The organism is Acidobacterium sp. S8 (genome assembly GCF_009765985.1).
Taxonomy (GTDB): domain Bacteria; phylum Acidobacteriota; class Terriglobia; order Terriglobales; family Acidobacteriaceae; genus Alloacidobacterium.
This window is the reverse complement of record NZ_LMUM01000037.1, coordinates 849,380-864,869: the sequence shown is the minus strand read 5'-3', so window position 1 is coordinate 864,869 and position 15,490 is coordinate 849,380. Positions and strand designations below refer to the sequence as shown.

13 protein-coding genes are annotated in these 15,490 nt (G+C 56.8%); 7 read left to right on the top strand and 6 right to left on the bottom strand.

Annotated features, from left to right (window positions below):
• Positions 1-2: 2 nt before the first annotated feature.
• The 4 genes from GSQ86_RS22380 to GSQ86_RS22365 are packed head-to-tail and all read right to left on the bottom strand — an operon-like array spanning position 3 to position 4,828.
• On the bottom strand, positions 3-737 hold the full coding sequence (locus GSQ86_RS22380; RefSeq protein ID WP_158752353.1) for an isoprenylcysteine carboxylmethyltransferase family protein: 735 nt from the start codon (positions 735-737) through the stop codon (positions 3-5).
• The gene (locus GSQ86_RS22375) at positions 734-2,053 is read right to left on the bottom strand and encodes an amidohydrolase family protein (RefSeq protein WP_158752352.1); all 1,320 of its coding nucleotides are present in this window, start codon (positions 2,051-2,053) and stop codon (positions 734-736) included. Before GSQ86_RS22375 ends, GSQ86_RS22380 begins: the two co-directional genes overlap by 4 nt.
• A gap of 51 nt (positions 2,054-2,104) precedes the next feature.
• Positions 2,105-2,995 (bottom strand): N-acetylmuramic acid 6-phosphate etherase, encoded by an 891-nt coding sequence (gene murQ / locus GSQ86_RS22370; RefSeq protein ID WP_158752497.1) that lies wholly within the window; start codon positions 2,993-2,995, stop codon positions 2,105-2,107.
• A 9-nt stretch (positions 2,996-3,004) separates the two neighbouring features.
• On the bottom strand, positions 3,005-4,828 hold the full coding sequence (locus GSQ86_RS22365; RefSeq protein WP_158752351.1) for a glycoside hydrolase family 35 protein: 1,824 nt from the start codon (positions 4,826-4,828) through the stop codon (positions 3,005-3,007).
• A gap of 118 nt (positions 4,829-4,946) precedes the next feature.
• Between GSQ86_RS22365 and GSQ86_RS22360 the strand changes: the two genes are divergently transcribed.
• The gene (locus tag GSQ86_RS22360) at positions 4,947-7,457 is read left to right on the top strand and encodes a DUF3536 domain-containing protein (protein ID WP_158752350.1); all 2,511 of its coding nucleotides are present in this window, start codon (positions 4,947-4,949) and stop codon (positions 7,455-7,457) included.
• A 12-nt stretch (positions 7,458-7,469) separates the two neighbouring features.
• Here GSQ86_RS22360 and GSQ86_RS22355 read toward each other — a convergent pair whose 3' ends face one another.
• Together GSQ86_RS22355 and GSQ86_RS22350 are read right to left on the bottom strand one after the other, a co-directional pair.
• The gene (locus tag GSQ86_RS22355) at positions 7,470-8,579 is read right to left on the bottom strand and encodes a Rieske 2Fe-2S domain-containing protein (protein ID WP_158752349.1); all 1,110 of its coding nucleotides are present in this window, start codon (positions 8,577-8,579) and stop codon (positions 7,470-7,472) included.
• A 76-nt stretch (positions 8,580-8,655) separates the two neighbouring features.
• A complete protein-coding gene (locus tag GSQ86_RS22350; protein ID WP_254062557.1) occupies positions 8,656-10,092 on the bottom strand; it encodes an aldehyde dehydrogenase family protein in 1,437 nt (478 codons plus the stop codon).
• 41 nt (positions 10,093-10,133) lie between these two features.
• Between GSQ86_RS22350 and GSQ86_RS22345 the strand changes: the two genes are divergently transcribed.
• From GSQ86_RS22345 to GSQ86_RS22320, 6 genes are all read left to right on the top strand, one after another.
• Complete coding sequence (locus GSQ86_RS22345; RefSeq protein WP_158752348.1) at positions 10,134-10,823, top strand: DNA-3-methyladenine glycosylase; 690 nt, start codon at positions 10,134-10,136, stop codon at positions 10,821-10,823.
• A gap of 54 nt (positions 10,824-10,877) precedes the next feature.
• On the top strand, positions 10,878-12,203 hold the full coding sequence (locus GSQ86_RS22340) for a folylpolyglutamate synthase/dihydrofolate synthase family protein (protein ID WP_158752347.1): 1,326 nt from the start codon (positions 10,878-10,880) through the stop codon (positions 12,201-12,203).
• Positions 12,200-13,027 (top strand): 1-acyl-sn-glycerol-3-phosphate acyltransferase, encoded by an 828-nt coding sequence (locus GSQ86_RS22335; protein ID WP_158752346.1) that lies wholly within the window; start codon positions 12,200-12,202, stop codon positions 13,025-13,027. Before GSQ86_RS22340 ends, GSQ86_RS22335 begins: the two co-directional genes overlap by 4 nt.
• Positions 13,024-13,758 (top strand): gamma-glutamyl-gamma-aminobutyrate hydrolase family protein, encoded by a 735-nt coding sequence (locus GSQ86_RS22330; protein ID WP_158752345.1) that lies wholly within the window; start codon positions 13,024-13,026, stop codon positions 13,756-13,758. Before GSQ86_RS22335 ends, GSQ86_RS22330 begins: the two co-directional genes overlap by 4 nt.
• Entirely contained in the window at positions 13,755-14,369 is a 615-nt protein-coding gene (gene rsmG / locus GSQ86_RS22325; RefSeq protein ID WP_158752344.1) for a 16S rRNA (guanine(527)-N(7))-methyltransferase RsmG, read from the top strand. Before GSQ86_RS22330 ends, rsmG begins: the two co-directional genes overlap by 4 nt.
• A 260-nt stretch (positions 14,370-14,629) precedes the next feature.
• Complete coding sequence (locus GSQ86_RS22320; RefSeq protein ID WP_158752343.1) at positions 14,630-15,475, top strand: ParA family protein; 846 nt, start codon at positions 14,630-14,632, stop codon at positions 15,473-15,475.
• Positions 15,476-15,490 lie beyond the last annotated feature (15 nt).

Here is a 15,490-nt window from a genome sequence, read left to right as displayed (position 1 = left end):
GGTCAGGACCTCTCGGTTATTTCTCGCGGCACAAACGCACGCAGCACCAGGGAAGCTCCGAAACAGATGATGACGCAGCGCGTGAGCAGATAGGCATTGTAGCGCCATGCGAGGACGGCGAAACAGGCAGTGATCCCGATGTAGTAGCTCTCCGCAAGCACACTGGCGAGCCATTGCGGCCGCGCAGGCGAGGCAGGTACACGGGCCCGCAGGCTGCGCAATAAGCGCGGTACTTTCTGTTTGTACACCAGATATGTCTCGCCCTGTTGCCCTGTCAGATACGCCTCTTCGCCGAGAATGAGCCGGAAGAAGAAGATAGCCTGAGCGAGGAGGAAGAAGATGGCTCCCGAAGGTGGCATGAGTATGGAAATTGCGACTGCCGAAAGAAATGAACCAACGTAAAGCGGATTGCGCACGTAGCGATACGGTCCCCCTGCGACAATTGCCGCGCCCTGCATGGATCTGCCTTGCATAACCGGTGCACCCAGATAGGCCGTTCCCCATATGCGGAAGATGGTTCCCTTGAGCAATAAGACGATGGCAACAACGGTAATCAGAATAGTAGCGGCGCTGAGCGAGAGCCAGTGAGCACTGGCGAGCGCGCCTGAGAGTTCAAGCCACACGGTGCTGACGCTGCTGGAGCCAATGTAGCGCGCCCACGGAGCCCAGAAGCCAAGGCAGTAGATGACGAAGATGATGACCACGCGAAAGCGGAATTCAAATGCCGTTGCCTTCATTTCGCGAGTGCTCCGCTCTCATTCTTGTAGACGATGCCGGACTTCATGACGAACTGAACATGTTCGAGAATGCGGATATCTTTGAGCGGGTCGCCATTGACGGCGATGACGTCTGCCCACTTGCCGGCTTCAATAGAGCCGACATGATTCGTCCAGCTCATGAGGTCTGCGGCGTTCAGTGTCGCCGTCTGCAGCGCGGCAAGCGGCGTCATTCCGAACTGATTTACGTAAACGTCGAGTTCGTGCGCGTTGAGGCCGTGCGGGTAGACAGCGGCATCTGTGCCGAGAGCAACCTTCACGCCTGCCGCGATAGCCTTCTTCGCGTTAGCCTTTTCAACGGCGCTTACGTCTTTCATTTTCTGTTTATAGAACGGCGGCAGGTTGCCATACTGCTGCATCCAGTCGATGAGATAGGCCGTGGGCACAAAATAATTTCCATGCTGCTTCATGGCGGCGATATCTTCGTCGTTCATGTAGGAGCCGTGCTCGATGGAGTCAATGCCCGCTTCCGTAGCCCATAAGATTCCTTGCGCGCCGTGTGCGTGCGCGGCCACTTTGCGGCCAAGTCGATGGGCGTCGGCAACGATAGCCTTTAGCTCTTCGAGCGTGTACTGCGATGCCTGCGGATCGTCGCCCTTGGAGAGGACGCCACCGGTAGCGCAGACCTTGATGACGTCGGCTCCGTATTTGATATTCTCACGGACCTTATGCTGCACCGCCTCGACGCCGTCGGCTACTCCATCGGATGTCTGGTGAAACTCGAAGGGCAGCAGATTATCGTCGCAGTGGCCGCCAGTAATGCCAAGCGCCGGGCCGCTGACCTGCATGTGTGGACCTTCGATCAGGCCCTCGTTGATGGCGTCGCGGAGGTCTACGTCTGCATATCCGTCGGCGCCCACGTTGCGGACGGTGGTGAATCCCGCTTCGAGCGTGACCTTCGCGTTGCGCGCTCCGATAAGAGCGCTCTTGGCGACACTGGTCGAAAGCTCATGATAAGGATCGAAGTTCGTGTCCATGGTGAGGTGCGTGTGCACGTCGATGAGACCGGGGAGGACGGTCATATTGCGCATATCGATCTCCGCATCGCCCGACTGCTTTAGCGTGGATGCAGTAGGCGCGATCGCGGAGATGCTGTCGCCGGTAACGATGATGGTCTGATCGGCAGCTTCATTGCCGGTGTGCACGTCGATGATGTGACCGGCGCGGATGAGAGTGCGCGTTGGCGCCGTCGCCTGCTGGGCGGCAAGAGACAGCGACTGCATGAGTAACAGTAACAGTGACAAAATAAAGCTGCGGCGGCAGGCGGTCTTAAACATGCTGATCGTCCCTGAGTTCTGCGTGAGATGTGCGGCAAGTCTAGCAGAGGGTCAGGCGAGAGCGATGCGTAATCTTCCTTTGGCCGCCTGCAGTTTTGTTTCGGCTTCTGCGCGAGAGAGTCCAAGACGCTGCATCACGATGGCTGTTTTCACTGAGCCTGCCTCATCGAGCAGCGCCGCGGCTTTTTCGTGTGACACATCGGTAAGAGTGGCGATGATTCTGGCGGCACGGTCGCGCAGTTTTACGTTTGTGGGCTGCACGTTGACCATCAGGTTGCCGTAAACATAGCCGAGACGCACCAACGATGCCGTCGAGAGCATGTTGAGCACAAGCTTGGTTGCCGTACCCGCCTTCATGCGTGTCGATCCTGTAACTACTTCGGGCCCGGTGGCCGGCGTGATGGCGATCTCCGCCCGCTGTGCCACCTGCGAATTAGGCACGCAGCTGAGGCCGATGGTAGCGGCTCCGAGACTGCATGCGTAATCGAGGCCGCCGAGCACGTAGGGCGTGCGTCCACTGGCCGCAATGCCGACGAGCACGTCTTTTCCGCTGAAGGCGTGGGCTTCGAGGTCGCGCTGGCCTTGCGAGGCATCGTCCTCAGCGCGCTCTACGGAACGGCGAAGAGCTACGTCGCCGCCTGCGATGAGGCCCTGCACCAGTTCCGGCGGTGTGTTGTAAGTGGGCGGGCACTCGGAGGCGTCGAGCACGCCAAGACGGCCTGAAGTGCCTGCGCCGACATAAAAGAGCCGACCGCCGTTGTCGAGACGAGCGACGATGGCATCGATGGCCTGCGCGATGTGCGGCAGTTCGCGCTCGACCGCCGTGAGCACATCTCGGTCGGCGTCGTGCATCGTCTGGAGCAGATCGAGCGTGGAGAGCTGGTCGAGATTGGCGGTGGCCGGGTTGCGTGCTTCAGTCAGAAGCTGGTCGAGCTTTTCCATAGTCACAGATTACTTCTTCACCGCTGCGTTCAGCACTGGATGATCGAGCCCCTGCAACGTGCGGTTGGGCTCGCCTTCCAGATCGAGGACGACGACCTCGTTTTCGCCCTGCTTGAGCCACGACGCGGGCACGTAGAGGGTCTTCTGCGGCCCGATGTTCCAGACTCGCCCCAGGGCGCGGCCATTGAGCCAGACCTGGCCTTTGGTGTACGCACTGGTGTCGAGGAAGGTATCCGCCGGCTTTTCAATGTTGAAGGTTGCGCGGTAGAAGCAGGCTCCGGAGCACGGTTCTTTGCTATAGCTGTATTTTTCTGGTGCCTGCATAGGCAGCGGGTAGATCTCCCATCCAGTGACGGGCTTGCCTGCGAGCGTGACTTCTTTGGTGATGCCTTTGCGCTCGCCGCGCATAACCTTGGTGAAATTCACTCGGCCTGTGTTCTCTACGAGGATGTCGAGCCGCGCTTTGGATGCGGTGACGTTGAGCGGCAGGGTGCTCTGGTTCAGGCGGCGGTCGAACGTTCCAGCAAGCTTGCCGTCGACGTAGATTTTTGCGTAGTCATGCAGCTGATCGAGTACGAGGTCGCCGCTGACCGGTCCGCTGAGGGTGGTGCGGTAAAGAATGTAGCCGTAGGCCTGGTCGAGGTCTTCCATCGAAAGCGGCTGTTCGCTATGCGTGGACTTTCCCAGGTTCTTCCAGAGCGAGGCCGACTGCGTAAGCGTGAAGGACGGCACCGTGATGGCTGGCGCTATCTGTGGAACCGGAGGCGGAGTAACGCCGGTAACTTTAGAAATGACGTCGCGAAAGAGGATGTATTTCGGGGTTGGCCTTCCACTTTCATCGAGCGGCGAGTCGTAGTCATAGCTGGTAACGTCCGGCTCATAATTTTTGCCGTCAGAATTGGCGCCGTTCATCCAGCCGAAACTGGTGCCGCCGTGGAACATGTAGAGGCTGATGGAATATCCCTGGCGCAGTGTCCAGTCGAGGTCGTTGGCTTGCTGCTTGGCGTCGGTCTGGGCGTGCTTCGATCCCCAATGATCAAACCAGCCGTCCCAATATTCGCTGTTGATGAAAGGCCCTTCGGGGCGCAGCTTCTTCAAATGGGCAAAGCCGCTCTTTGCGTCGCCGGGGCCGTAGTTGATGCCGACTGGCAATTCAGGCAAAGAACCATTCGGGACTTGTTCAGGACCATCTGCGGTGTAAAGCTGCGCCTTAGTAAATCCGGCATCGAGAATGGCGTGGTGAACCTGCTCCATATAGTCGTGGTCTTTGTCGAAGGAGCCGTATTCATTTTCCACCTGCACCAGAATGATGGGGCCTCCATTGCCGATCTGCAGCGGAGCCAGCTCATTGCCTAAGCGCATGAACCATTTCCTGGCTGGATCCATGAACTTCGGATCGCTGGAGCGAACGACGGTGCTGTGATCCTTGAGCAGCCATGCCGGGAAGCCGCCGAACTCCCATTCCGCACAGGCATATGGGCCGGGACGCAAGATAACGTAGAGGCCCTCTTCCTGGGCTTCGCGAATGAATTCGGCTACATCGTTATTTCCGGAGAAATCGTAAATGCCGGGGCGCTGTTCATGCTCATTCCAGAAGACATATGTCGTCACCGTATTCAGACCCATGGCTTTGGCCATCTTGAAGCGGTCGCGCCAGTAGGCGCGCGGAATGCGGGCGTAGTGCATTTCTCCGGAGATGACTTGGAACGGCTTGCCGTCGAGCGTGAACTTGCCGTTTTCCGCCTTGAAGGTGTGCTCGGCAGCAAACGAGGAATTTCCAGCGGCGAGGAAGGGAAGCAGGAGGAGAAGGAGTAGTGCAGATTTACGAACCATTGGTTTCGATTTGCTCCGATTTGTTATGAAACGACAGTGTACAGGGCTTGACTGAGCTTCGTGCTGAAAATTGCTGCACCTACAATGGAAGCAGCAAAACGACCGGAGCCCTTCCTGCATGCCGAAGATCGACCATTATGTTTGTATTCACGGGCATTTTTATCAGCCCCCACGTGAGAATCCCTGGCTTGAGCAGGTTGAGACGCAGGATTCGGCCGCGCCTTTCCATGACTGGAACGAGCGCATCACATCGGAATGTTACGCGCCGAACGGCGCTTCGCGCATTGTGAATAAGCAGAATGAAATTACCCGCATTCTGAATAACTATTCGCATATCAGCTTCAATTTCGGCCCAACGCTTCTATCGTGGCTGGAGGCTTGCGCACCTCGCACCTATCGCATGGTGCTGGAAGGCGATCTCGCGAGCCAGAATCGCTATTCTGGGCACGGCTCGGCGATGGCGCAGGTTTACAACCACATCATTATGCCGCTGGCGAACATGCGAGATAAAACGACGCAAATTCGCTGGGGAATCGCTGATTTTGTACGCCGCTTTGAACGGCAGCCGGAGGGCATGTGGCTGGCGGAGACCGCTGTCGATTCTGAAACGCTGGAACTACTGGCCGACCATGGAATTCTCTTCACAGTTCTGGCGCCGGGGCAATGTGCGCGGGTTCGTCCGCTAAAGAAAAGCGCGGAGACAACCGATGGCGACGCTGAGGCGGCGTGGTCGGATGTGAATGCGCGCACCGTAGATACGCGCAGGCCGTACCTGATTCGTTTGAAGACAGGGCGCGAGATTGCCGTGTTCTTCTATGATGGCGCTCGCTCCCAGGCAATTGCGTTTGAGGGCATTTTGAACAGCGGCGATAACTTCGCCGCGCGCCTGGTGAATGGGTTCGATGATGCGCCTGGACCGCAATTGGTCCACGTCGCTACAGATGGCGAAAGCTATGGTCATCACCACCGGCACGGGGAGATGGCTCTTTCCTACGCGCTGAAGTTGATCGAGCGCAAGCCTGACGTGCAGCTTACAAATTACGGCGAGTTCCTGGCGAAGTTTCCGCCAACGCAGGAAGCGCAGATTGTCGAAGATTCATCCTGGAGCTGCGCGCATGGAGTCGGACGATGGCGGTCAAACTGCGGCTGCAACATGGGCTCGCATCCGGACTGGAACCAACAGTGGCGCAGACCGCTGCGCGAGGCGCTGGACGACTTGCGAGATGCGGTGGCTCCGTTGACCGAAAGAGCTGGCGCCGAGCTGTTTCACAATGTCTGGGCCGCTCGCGATGCTTACATCCCTGTGATTCTGAGCCGTAGCGGTTCGACGGTGGCTCAGTTTCTTGCTGCGCAGACCACACACGAGCTAAGTGCCGAAGAGCGGATCACAGCCCTCAAGCTGATGGAATTGCAACGGCAGGCGCTGCTTATGTACACGAGCTGCGGCTGGTTTTTCGATGAGGTTTCCGGTATTGAGACAGTGCAGATCATTGCCTATGCCGGACGCCTGCTTCAACTGGCTGGCGAGGTCTTCGGCGCCGACGGCACGGCGCTCGAAAACCAGTTCGTCAGGCAACTGCAGGAGGCAAAGAGCAATATTCCGGAGCAAGGAGATGGCGCGGCTATTTACCAGCGGCATATCAAGAAGATGCAGGTCGGGCTCGAACAGGTGGCAGCGCATTACGCGATCAGTTCCATTTTTTCCAGCTATCCGGAAGAGACGGAGCTGTTCTGTTATTCCATTCGCAGGATCAGCTACGAAGTGGTTACATCTGGCCGGGGAAGGCTGCTCTTCGGGCGAGCACGGATTGCTTCGCAGATCACGCAGGAACCGGAGACTCTGATCTACGCCGTTGTGCATTTCGGCGACCAGAATATTACCGCGGTAGTGAAATCCTTCGACCCATCGCGAATGGACGAATACGAAGACTTTGTGCAGAAGGCTCGCTCGGCCGTGATTGGGGCAGACTTTCCCGCGCTGATCCGCCTCTTCGATCGTCATTTCAAAGCCGAGACCTATTCCGTGCAGTCGCTCTTCAAAGATGAGCAGCGGAGAATTATCAAGCAGATCCTGAGCACAACCATCTCCGAAGTCGAATCGAGCCTGATCTCGATTTACAAGGACCACGCATCGCTGCTGCATTTCCTGAGTAAGGCCGGCGTGCCAAAACCGCCGTCATTGAGCCTGGCTGCTAGTTTTGCCATCAATGCTGGCCTGAGACGAGCTCTTGAAAGCGAACCAATTGATGCAGTGCAGGTGCGAGCTTATCGCGGGTTGTCGTCGGCTGATCAGATTGATGTGGATAAAGTCGAACTAAGCTACATCGCTGACCAGAAGATGAAGCGCGTCATGGTTCGTCTACAGGCGGAATTTAAGAATATGGCCCGTCTCGACGATGCTCTTTTGACTGCGCGAACGCTGTCGGAATTGCCATTCGACTTGAATATCTGGCAGGCGCAGAATATCTGGTATGACACGCTGAAGCTCTCTCGCAAAGAGAAGCTGCCCGCAGAGTGGGAAGAGCGCTTCCGAGAGTTGGGCAGACAGATGAGGATACGCGTCGATGAGCTGGTCGTTGAAGAAGACGAAGATGCGCAGAAACTGGCGGAGTCAATGGCCGCTGGCTGAGCGCTTTATTTTTTAGCTGCGCCAGCGCAACGTGACCGGCCCATCCATGGGATGCCGCATCGGTTGACCGCTGACTGCTGCTTCAAGCCGTGCCTGCTTGAGCGCGAAATACCACTTCGCCGGTCGGTCCGCGTCATCGATGAGCATCAGCGTGGGATCGTATTTCAACCCCTCGGCTTGCTGAATCATCGTCACCTGGTCCTGCTCTACAAAGCGTTTGCCGAATAATGTAGCTATGGTTGTTACAAATGGAACACGATAAAACACATTCCAGGCAGCATAAACATCGATACGGCAGGCATTTGCAACTGTAGGTGTTACGGTTGTGAGGCTTGAGAACCATTTATCTCCGGCGCGGATGGTTTCGTAACGCCGGTTTGGCAGAACGAAGTCGATGGTGGTCGTAATTGGCTCGCCATAGACGCCGAGCAGCTTATAAGGCGCACTGTTGGCTGAGGGCGCATGCGAGGACATCCGGAAGCCTTGATCTATCGGTTCGAAGTGCTTTTCTTTCTCGTGAATGCTGGCCTGCTTCCGCCACCACCACGATTGATGCACGAAGGGGCCGTGCGCCGGGTCCATCAGTCCAATGATGCCGTGATCGACATTGCAGGGCAGCTCGGCGGTAAGGTGCTGACTGCGAAAGCGTGGGCCAAATTTCGGCGTCTCAGGAACCGGCGGCAATACACTCTCGTCGGCGCGTACGCGGCCCGACCCCGGCTCAGGCACGTAGACCCACGCATAGCCATCGCGTTCCTCGCAAGGAAAAGCAGTCCCGTAAATGCGTGTCGCATCGAGCGTGTCATGGCTGGTGAGCGATGGGATTTCTTTGCACTGTCCGCTTACCGGTTCGAAGGCCCAGCCATGGTATTTGCACGTAAGCTGCTGACCATCAAACCATCCGCACGAGAGCGGAATACCGCGATGCGGACAGCTATCGCGCATCGCAAAGAGTTGCCCATCGGTCTTTCGGCCCAGCACCAGCGGAATGCCCATGAGCATTGCTGTTTGAAGCTCTTTGCCTTGCAGCAACTCGCTGCGCATGGCCGGATACCAGTCGTTATAGATGAGCGTAGCGCTCGGTCCTTGCGGTGTGGCGATCGTGGTGAGCTTCGTGGCCATTTCTCTTCTCAACTATAGCGTAGGGCTGTGAGAGGCACCTTCATGGATCATAGGAATTAGCGTCCCTCGGCATAGGCTATAGCGCCATCACCAGCAGCTTGCGCTCAGTCATTTCCTCTGTGGCGTAGCGAATCCCTTCGCGGCCCATGCCAGAGTCTTTCACGCCGCCATAAGGCATCGGATCGAGCCGCCACGTCGGGGTATCGCCGACGATGAGACCGCCGACATCGAGCTTTTCGTAAGCCTGAAAGATTCTGCCCACATCGCGAGTCATCAGTCCAGCCTGCAAACCATAACGCGAACGGTTGACTTCGTTCAGGACGGCGTCGAAATCATCATATGGCTCGATAGCGAGAATTGGCGCGAAGGCTTCCTCATCGAGAACCTTCATGGGACTGCGCGTGCCGGTGAGAAGCGTCGGTTCCACCATATTGCCTTCGCGTGAGCCTCCGGTAAGCACAGTGGCGCCTGCGGCCCGCGCTTCGTCCATCCAGCTTTCGATGCGTTCCGCCTCTGCTGTTCGGATGACGGGGCCGACATCGGTCGCTTCGTTCGCAGGATCCCCGCAGACAAGCGTTCCCGCATGACGAACAGCATTCTGAATGAACTCATCGAAAATGGGCCGCTCGACATACACGCGTTGCACGGAGATGCAGCTCTGTCCTGCGTAGCTGGTTCCGGCGACGACGATATTCTTCGCAGCGCCCGCGAGATCGGGCCAGTCGCCGTGGACGATCATCGCAGCGTTGCCGCCGAGCTCCAGCAGAACGCGCTTTCTCGCTGCCTTCTGCTTCAATGCCCAGCCCACTTTCGCGCTGCCGGTAAAGCTGAGTATTTTGAGTCGATCTTCATGCTCAAGCAGGAATTCTGCGTCCTCATTTGTAAGTGGCAGCACAGCCAGAGCTTCCGAAGGCCAACCAGCTTCGAGAATGAAATCGCCGAGGCGCAAAGAGCAGAAAGGCGTCTGCGGAGCGGGCTTAAGCAAAATCGGACAGCCCGCGGCGATAGCGGGCGCGAGTTTGTGAGCTACCAGATTTAAAGGAAAATTGAATGGCGTGATGGCGAAGATCGGACCTGCCGGAAAGCGCCGCACCATGCCCCATCGGCCTTCGCTGCCCTTCAGCAAATCAAGCGGGAGCACTTCACCACCCTCGCGCACAGCTTCCTCAGCTGCGGTTGTAAACGTCAGGACAGCGCGATCGACCTCGACACGCGCGGCCTTGAGCGGCTTTCCCGCTTCAGCAACAATGAGTTGGGCAAGCTCGTCCTTCGCCGCTGCAATACTCGCGGCAACTTTCTCCAGAATCTGCTTTCGCTCATAGCTGGCGAGCGTTCGTGTCGTGGCAAATGCCCTATCCAGGAGACGAACTGCTTCAACGGCGTGGCTTCGTTCCGCTTCTCGCACGCTTCCAATGACACTCTGATCCCAGGGCGAACGGATTTCCATCTCTCTGCCCGCGAAAATTTCCTGCCCGTCTAGCAAAAATCCACGACTCGTCATTTTCTTCGCCATTTGTTCCCTATTTGTCCGCGATTTCGCGTACACTTGCTGCGATGACCGACGGACGCCGCTCTGTACGATACGATGCCGCCCTGGCCTGCCGCGAACTTGCGGCTGCCGACCCCAAACTCGGCGAACTGATTGCGCGCGCCGGTCCCTACTCGGTGAAGCTAAAAAGCCAGCACTCGCCCTTCGAAGCGCTGCTCGAATCAATTATTTACCAACAGCTCCACGGAAAGGCTGCAGCGGCGATTCTAAAACGTCTGCTCACGCTCTTTGGGGAGATTCATCCCAGCCCGGAGCATCTATTGCAGGCAAGTGACGATATGTTGCGCTCGGTTGGTCTTTCCGCCAGCAAAAGCAAGGCACTGCGCGATCTCGCCGCCAAGACGCTGGATGGGACGGTTCCAACGCTGATCCAGATTCGGCGCATGCCGGATGACGAGATCGTCGAACGGCTGACGGCGGTGCGCGGTATCGGCAAATGGACGGTGGAGATGCTGCTCATGTTCCGGCTCGGCAGGCCCAACGTTTTCCCCATCACCGATTACGGTGTGCGTAAAGGTTTCTCGCTTACATTCAAAAAATTGCCGAAGAACAAGCCGTTTGACGCCACCATGCTGGCCAAACCGGAAGAGATGCTGCGGCGCGGCAAGCGCTGGGAGCCGTGGCGCTCGGTCGCAAGCTGGTACATGTGGCGCGCCTGCGATCTGGCGGGTAAGCCGTCACCTCCGGCAGAGTAGAAACCCGTAATGTTGTTGCTGAGTGCAGCGCTAAGGATCAACTAAAATCGATGCATGTCCTATGCTGACGCCATCGAAAGTTTGTTCGCGCTTGCCGGGGAGCTGCATGTTCCTGCCGGGCAGCCGCGGCGCAAGTTTGAGCTTGAGCATATGCGCGTTCTCGCCGCCGCACTGGGCGATCCGCAAAAAAAATTTCCTTCAGTATTGATTGCAGGGACCAACGGCAAAGGCTCTACCTCTGCCACGCTGGCTTCTATTCTGCAGGCCGCCGGGTACCGCACCGGCCTTTACACATCGCCGCACCTGGCGCGCGTGAACGAGCGCATTCGCATCAATGGTGCGGATATCGACGATGACGACTTCGCCCGTTTTTATTTCCAAGTCGACGATACGGCGCGCAGGCTTGTCGATGCAGGCGAGCTGCCCGCACCTCCAAGTTTTTTTGAAAGCATCACAGCCGTTGCTTTTGTAGCGTTCGCTGAAGTAAATGTCGATATCGCCATACTCGAAGTGGGCATGGGCGGCAGGCTTGACGCGACGAACATCGTTGAGCCGCTCGTCTCTGTGATTACCGACATCTCACTCGATCATACCGAATGGCTGGGCCCGACAATTACCGATATTGCACGCGAAAAAGCGGGCATCTTGCGGCAAAATGGCGTGATGGTGACGTTGCCGCAGCATCCTGAAGCAAATTACGCCATCGGCGACGTAGCCGTAACGCTCGATGTGCAGGGAGTCAACGCAGCCGAATATATTCCATCGCGCACAACACAGCCTGAAAGCGAAGGCAATCGCTACTCTTTGCAAGTGCTGGGCGAGATGATTGAGATCGACTCTCCGCTGACGGGCCAGCACCAGCAGCGCAATCTCGCGCTGGCCATTGCCACCGCAATTGAAATACGTAACCGTAATAGTTACAAAATTAACGCTGAAGATATTGCACGCGGAATCCGCGAAACCCGCTGGGCTGGCCGAATGGAACGCTTTGCCGCAACGAACGGTGCGACGATCCTGCTCGATGTAGGTCACAACCCAGCTGGTGCGTGGGCATTGCGTGCGATGCTTGCTGGAATGGAATCGCAATCTCCGAAGACGCTCATCTTCGGCTGCCTGCGCGATAAGGCCATTGCGGAAATCACGCAGATTCTCTTTCCACTCTTCGATCATGTTTTGCTCACGCCCGTCGATTCGCCACGTTCGGCAACTATGGACGAACTGATTGCAGCATCGGTCGCCACGGGCGCATCTTTTGAAGCCTGTGCTGATGCTAAAAGAGCATTGAAACGCGCCGAGGCGATTACGCCGGCAAACGGATTGATCGTCGGAACCGGCTCCGTCTACCTTGTAGGCAAGTTGCGCGCGGAGCTGGCGAAATGAGCACTCGGCGTCCACTCGGTCCGCGGCCCAATCCGCTGCCTCTTGCCAATCGAGCATTATCGCTTTTTCTGCAAGGGCCTGCATTTTTTGCCTCCACAGCATTTTTCGGCAGCCTGTCGCTTGCCGCATCTTTGTTTGAGAAAGACGGCAGGTTCCAGCATCGGATTGCTCAGGCCTGGGCGCGCGCCTCAGTATTTATTAGCGCCTGCTCGGTTACGATCCTGGGAGCCGAAAACCTGCGTAAGCATAAGGTCGCAGTTTATACCTGCAATCACCTCTCCTATATGGATACGCCGGTGATCTTCAGCACTTTGCCCTTTCAGTTCCGCATTGTGGCCCGTCATGACCTCTGGAAGCTGCCCTTCATCGGGTGGCATCTGAATCGGTCCGGACAGGTGCCGGTCAATGTCGACAACCCGCGCGCTTCCATTTCAAGCCTCAGCGGCGCCGTAAAGACTTTGAAATCGGGCATGCCGCTTTTTATCTTTCCCGAAGGCGGTCGCTCCGACAGCGGCCACCCGAGTGCTTTCCTGAATGGCCCGGCCTTTATGGCAATCCGAGCGCAGGTCCCGATCGTTCCCATGGCTCTTATTGGAACGCATGAACTGCTGCCGATTCATACCGGTCAGTTTTATCCGGTACCTATCACATTGGCAGTGGGAGAGCCGATTGAGACCGTCGGCTACACCATGCGGCAGACGGAAGAGCTGACGGCGCGCTTGAGCGACGAGATCTGCCGCCTCTATTACGCGCACTCTTACCTGCAACTCCCGGCACAGCCCTCGCTTGAGGCCATTACCGAAATTCCTGAGAATGCATTATGAGCGAACCACCTCGCATCGCCATCCCGGAGCCTAACTCCACGGAACTGGAATATAACCAGCGTACCTGGCCGCAGTATGCCCAGGCGGTAGAAGCCTCAGGCGGCATCGCTGTGCCAATTTCCCTGTCAGAAACGCCTGCCGCAGTCGCAAAGATAGTTGCCTCCTGCGCAGGGGTGCTTCTGCCGGGCAGCCCGGCTGATCTGAATCCTCAGAAGTATGGGCAGGAGCCGATTCCAGAGTGCGCCGAAGCCGATCCGGCCCGCGAGGCAGTCGACGAACTGCTGCTGCAGGATGCGTTTAACCTGCATAAGCCCCTGCTGTGCATCTGTTACGGAACGCAGTCACTCAATGTGTGGAAGGGCGGAACGCTGATCCAGAACCTCTCCAGCGACCTGAACCACAAGGCTGGACGCGAGATCAGCGAAGCACATCCGGTCGCGATTGCCGCGGAATCCCAGTATTTTCATGGATTTACCCCCACCCTGCCTGTAAACAGCAGCCATCATCAGGCCATCGCTGTTCCGGGAGATCAATTAAAGGTCGTGGCGACCGCCCCCGACGGCACAATCGAGGCAGTGGAGCAGCCGGGAGAACATTTTGTTCTGGGCGTTCAATGGCATCCCGAACGTACATTTGGTCAAAGTTCGGGTTCACAGGATATTTTTCGCCAGTTTATTGCGGCAGCCCGCAGCTGGAAGCCCCGGCCGATACAGGAATCCGTTGTTTTATGACGGCTGTACTGATCGAAAAGGCTGTTCTTGATGCCGGCCTTCAACCTCTTCCGGAAGAGGCCCTTGAGCGCTTTCAAGAGTATCTGGCGCTTCTCCTGAAGTGGAATGAACGCCTCAACCTGACTTCGGTGCGCCAACCCGAAGAAATTCTGACCCGGCATTTCATCGAGTGCATTTTTGCGGCCCAAAAGCTCCCAGCCGATATCCCTACTCTACTTGACTTTGGTTCAGGCGGGGGATTTCCGGGCCTTCCCATTGCGCTTTGCCGTCCCGAAATTTTTGTGACCCTCGGAGAATCGCAATCGAAAAAGGCGTCATTCCTACGGGAAGTCGTTCGAACACTAAAATTAGGGAATGCCGACGTCTACCAGGGCAGGCTTGAGCAGCTTGACTGGCAATTCCAGGCAGTCACCCTCCGGGCGGTCGACAAAATGCAAAATGCCTGCCGCGCCGCGGTCAAGGCTGTATCTTTAGGTGGCTATCTGGTTCTTCTTACAACAGCCACTTCCAGCCCTGCCTTGATCGCTGACATGAGTCAGCTCGACTGGCAGCCTTCTCTCTCAATTCCAAATTCCGACCAACGCTGCCTCCTGATTGGTCAAAAACCCTGATCATGTTCCACGTGGAACACCGCATTCATATCCCCAAAAAGCACATAATGTTCCACGTGGAACATCAGAGTTTTCCACGGATGTCCTCAATTAACTTCGCGCAATGGATTCCGTTTGCTGCCGTGTATCTCGCAGCTATCCGACAACTTAGAGGTGCCCTCCGGATCCCTCCAAAAAGTCTTCCACAATTTATGTCCAGTTCTGCACAGGCCTTTCCATTTGAATTCCGCAGCCATGATCTTTAGTCTCTTCCTATCCTCATGAGTAAGATTCTGGCCGTCGTAAATCAAAAGGGTGGAGTGGGAAAAACTACTACCACCATCAATCTCACCGCTGCACTTGCCCTCGAAGGGTTAAAGACTCTTCTGATCGATTGCGATCCGCAGGCCAACTCGACCGGGGGCTATGGATTTCCTCGCGACGACGAGCGGAAATCTACCTATGACATTCTCCTCGGCGAAGCCACCGTGGCCGAAACCATCCTGTCTACGGAAATCGAGACCCTGAAGCTGATTCCCTCGAGCAAAAACCTTATCGGCGCCAATGTAGAGCTCATCCAAAATGAAAATCGCGCACAACGGCTCAAGGAAGCTCTCGCCTCCGAACGCGAAAATTATGACTTCATTGTTCTCGACTGTCCGCCCGCGCTCGATCTTCTCACTCTCAACGCTCTCGTAGCTTCCGACACGCTGCTCGTACCCATGCAGGCCGAATATTTCGCCCTGGAGGGCATCAGTGAGCTGATGCATACCCTCGACAGGGTTCGGGAATCCTTCAATCCGAAGCTTGAGATTGAAGGCGTACTGCTGACCATGTATGACGACCGCACGAATCTTGCCCAGCAGGTGACGGAAAACCTGCGTGAGTATTTCAAAGACAAGCTGCTGAAAACGGCCATTCCCAGAAATGTTCGCCTTGCCGAGGCACCCAGCTATGGCAAGCCGGTCATTCTCTACGACCCACGCTCCCGCGGAGCCGAGGCTTACACAGAGCTTGCGGAAGAACTGCTGCAGCGCAACAAGATAGAGAGCCCTAAAGCCAGGGAACGAAAAGCCGCAGCCTCCAAGCGCAGCAAAAAAGAAATCAAATTCTGGCCCTACGCCTAAAACTGGAAAGGATAC

What these genes read in the sequence shown, in the direction of transcription:
- GSQ86_RS22380 (WP_158752353.1), bottom strand. Translation starts at nt 737, where the DNA reads ATGAAGGCAACGGCATTTGAATTCCGCTTTCGCGTGGTCATCATCTTC.
- GSQ86_RS22375 (WP_158752352.1), bottom strand. Translation starts at nt 2,053, where the DNA reads ATGTTTAAGACCGCCTGCCGCCGCAGCTTTATTTTGTCACTGTTACTG.
- murQ (WP_158752497.1), bottom strand. Translation starts at nt 2,995, where the DNA reads ATGGAAAAGCTCGACCAGCTTCTGACTGAAGCACGCAACCCGGCCACC.
- GSQ86_RS22365 (WP_158752351.1), bottom strand. Translation starts at nt 4,828, where the DNA reads ATGGTTCGTAAATCTGCACTACTCCTTCTCCTCCTGCTTCCCTTCCTC.
- GSQ86_RS22360 (WP_158752350.1), top strand. Translation starts at nt 4,947, where the DNA reads ATGCCGAAGATCGACCATTATGTTTGTATTCACGGGCATTTTTATCAG.
- GSQ86_RS22355 (WP_158752349.1), bottom strand. Translation starts at nt 8,579, where the DNA reads ATGGCCACGAAGCTCACCACGATCGCCACACCGCAAGGACCGAGCGCT.
- GSQ86_RS22350 (WP_254062557.1), bottom strand. Translation starts at nt 10,092, where the DNA reads ATGGCGAAGAAAATGACGAGTCGTGGATTTTTGCTAGACGGGCAGGAA.
- GSQ86_RS22345 (WP_158752348.1), top strand. Translation starts at nt 10,134, where the DNA reads ATGACCGACGGACGCCGCTCTGTACGATACGATGCCGCCCTGGCCTGC.
- GSQ86_RS22340 (WP_158752347.1), top strand. Translation starts at nt 10,878, where the DNA reads ATGTCCTATGCTGACGCCATCGAAAGTTTGTTCGCGCTTGCCGGGGAG.
- GSQ86_RS22335 (WP_158752346.1), top strand. Translation starts at nt 12,200, where the DNA reads ATGAGCACTCGGCGTCCACTCGGTCCGCGGCCCAATCCGCTGCCTCTT.
- GSQ86_RS22330 (WP_158752345.1), top strand. Translation starts at nt 13,024, where the DNA reads ATGAGCGAACCACCTCGCATCGCCATCCCGGAGCCTAACTCCACGGAA.
- rsmG (WP_158752344.1), top strand. Translation starts at nt 13,755, where the DNA reads ATGACGGCTGTACTGATCGAAAAGGCTGTTCTTGATGCCGGCCTTCAA.
- GSQ86_RS22320 (WP_158752343.1), top strand. Translation starts at nt 14,630, where the DNA reads ATGAGTAAGATTCTGGCCGTCGTAAATCAAAAGGGTGGAGTGGGAAAA.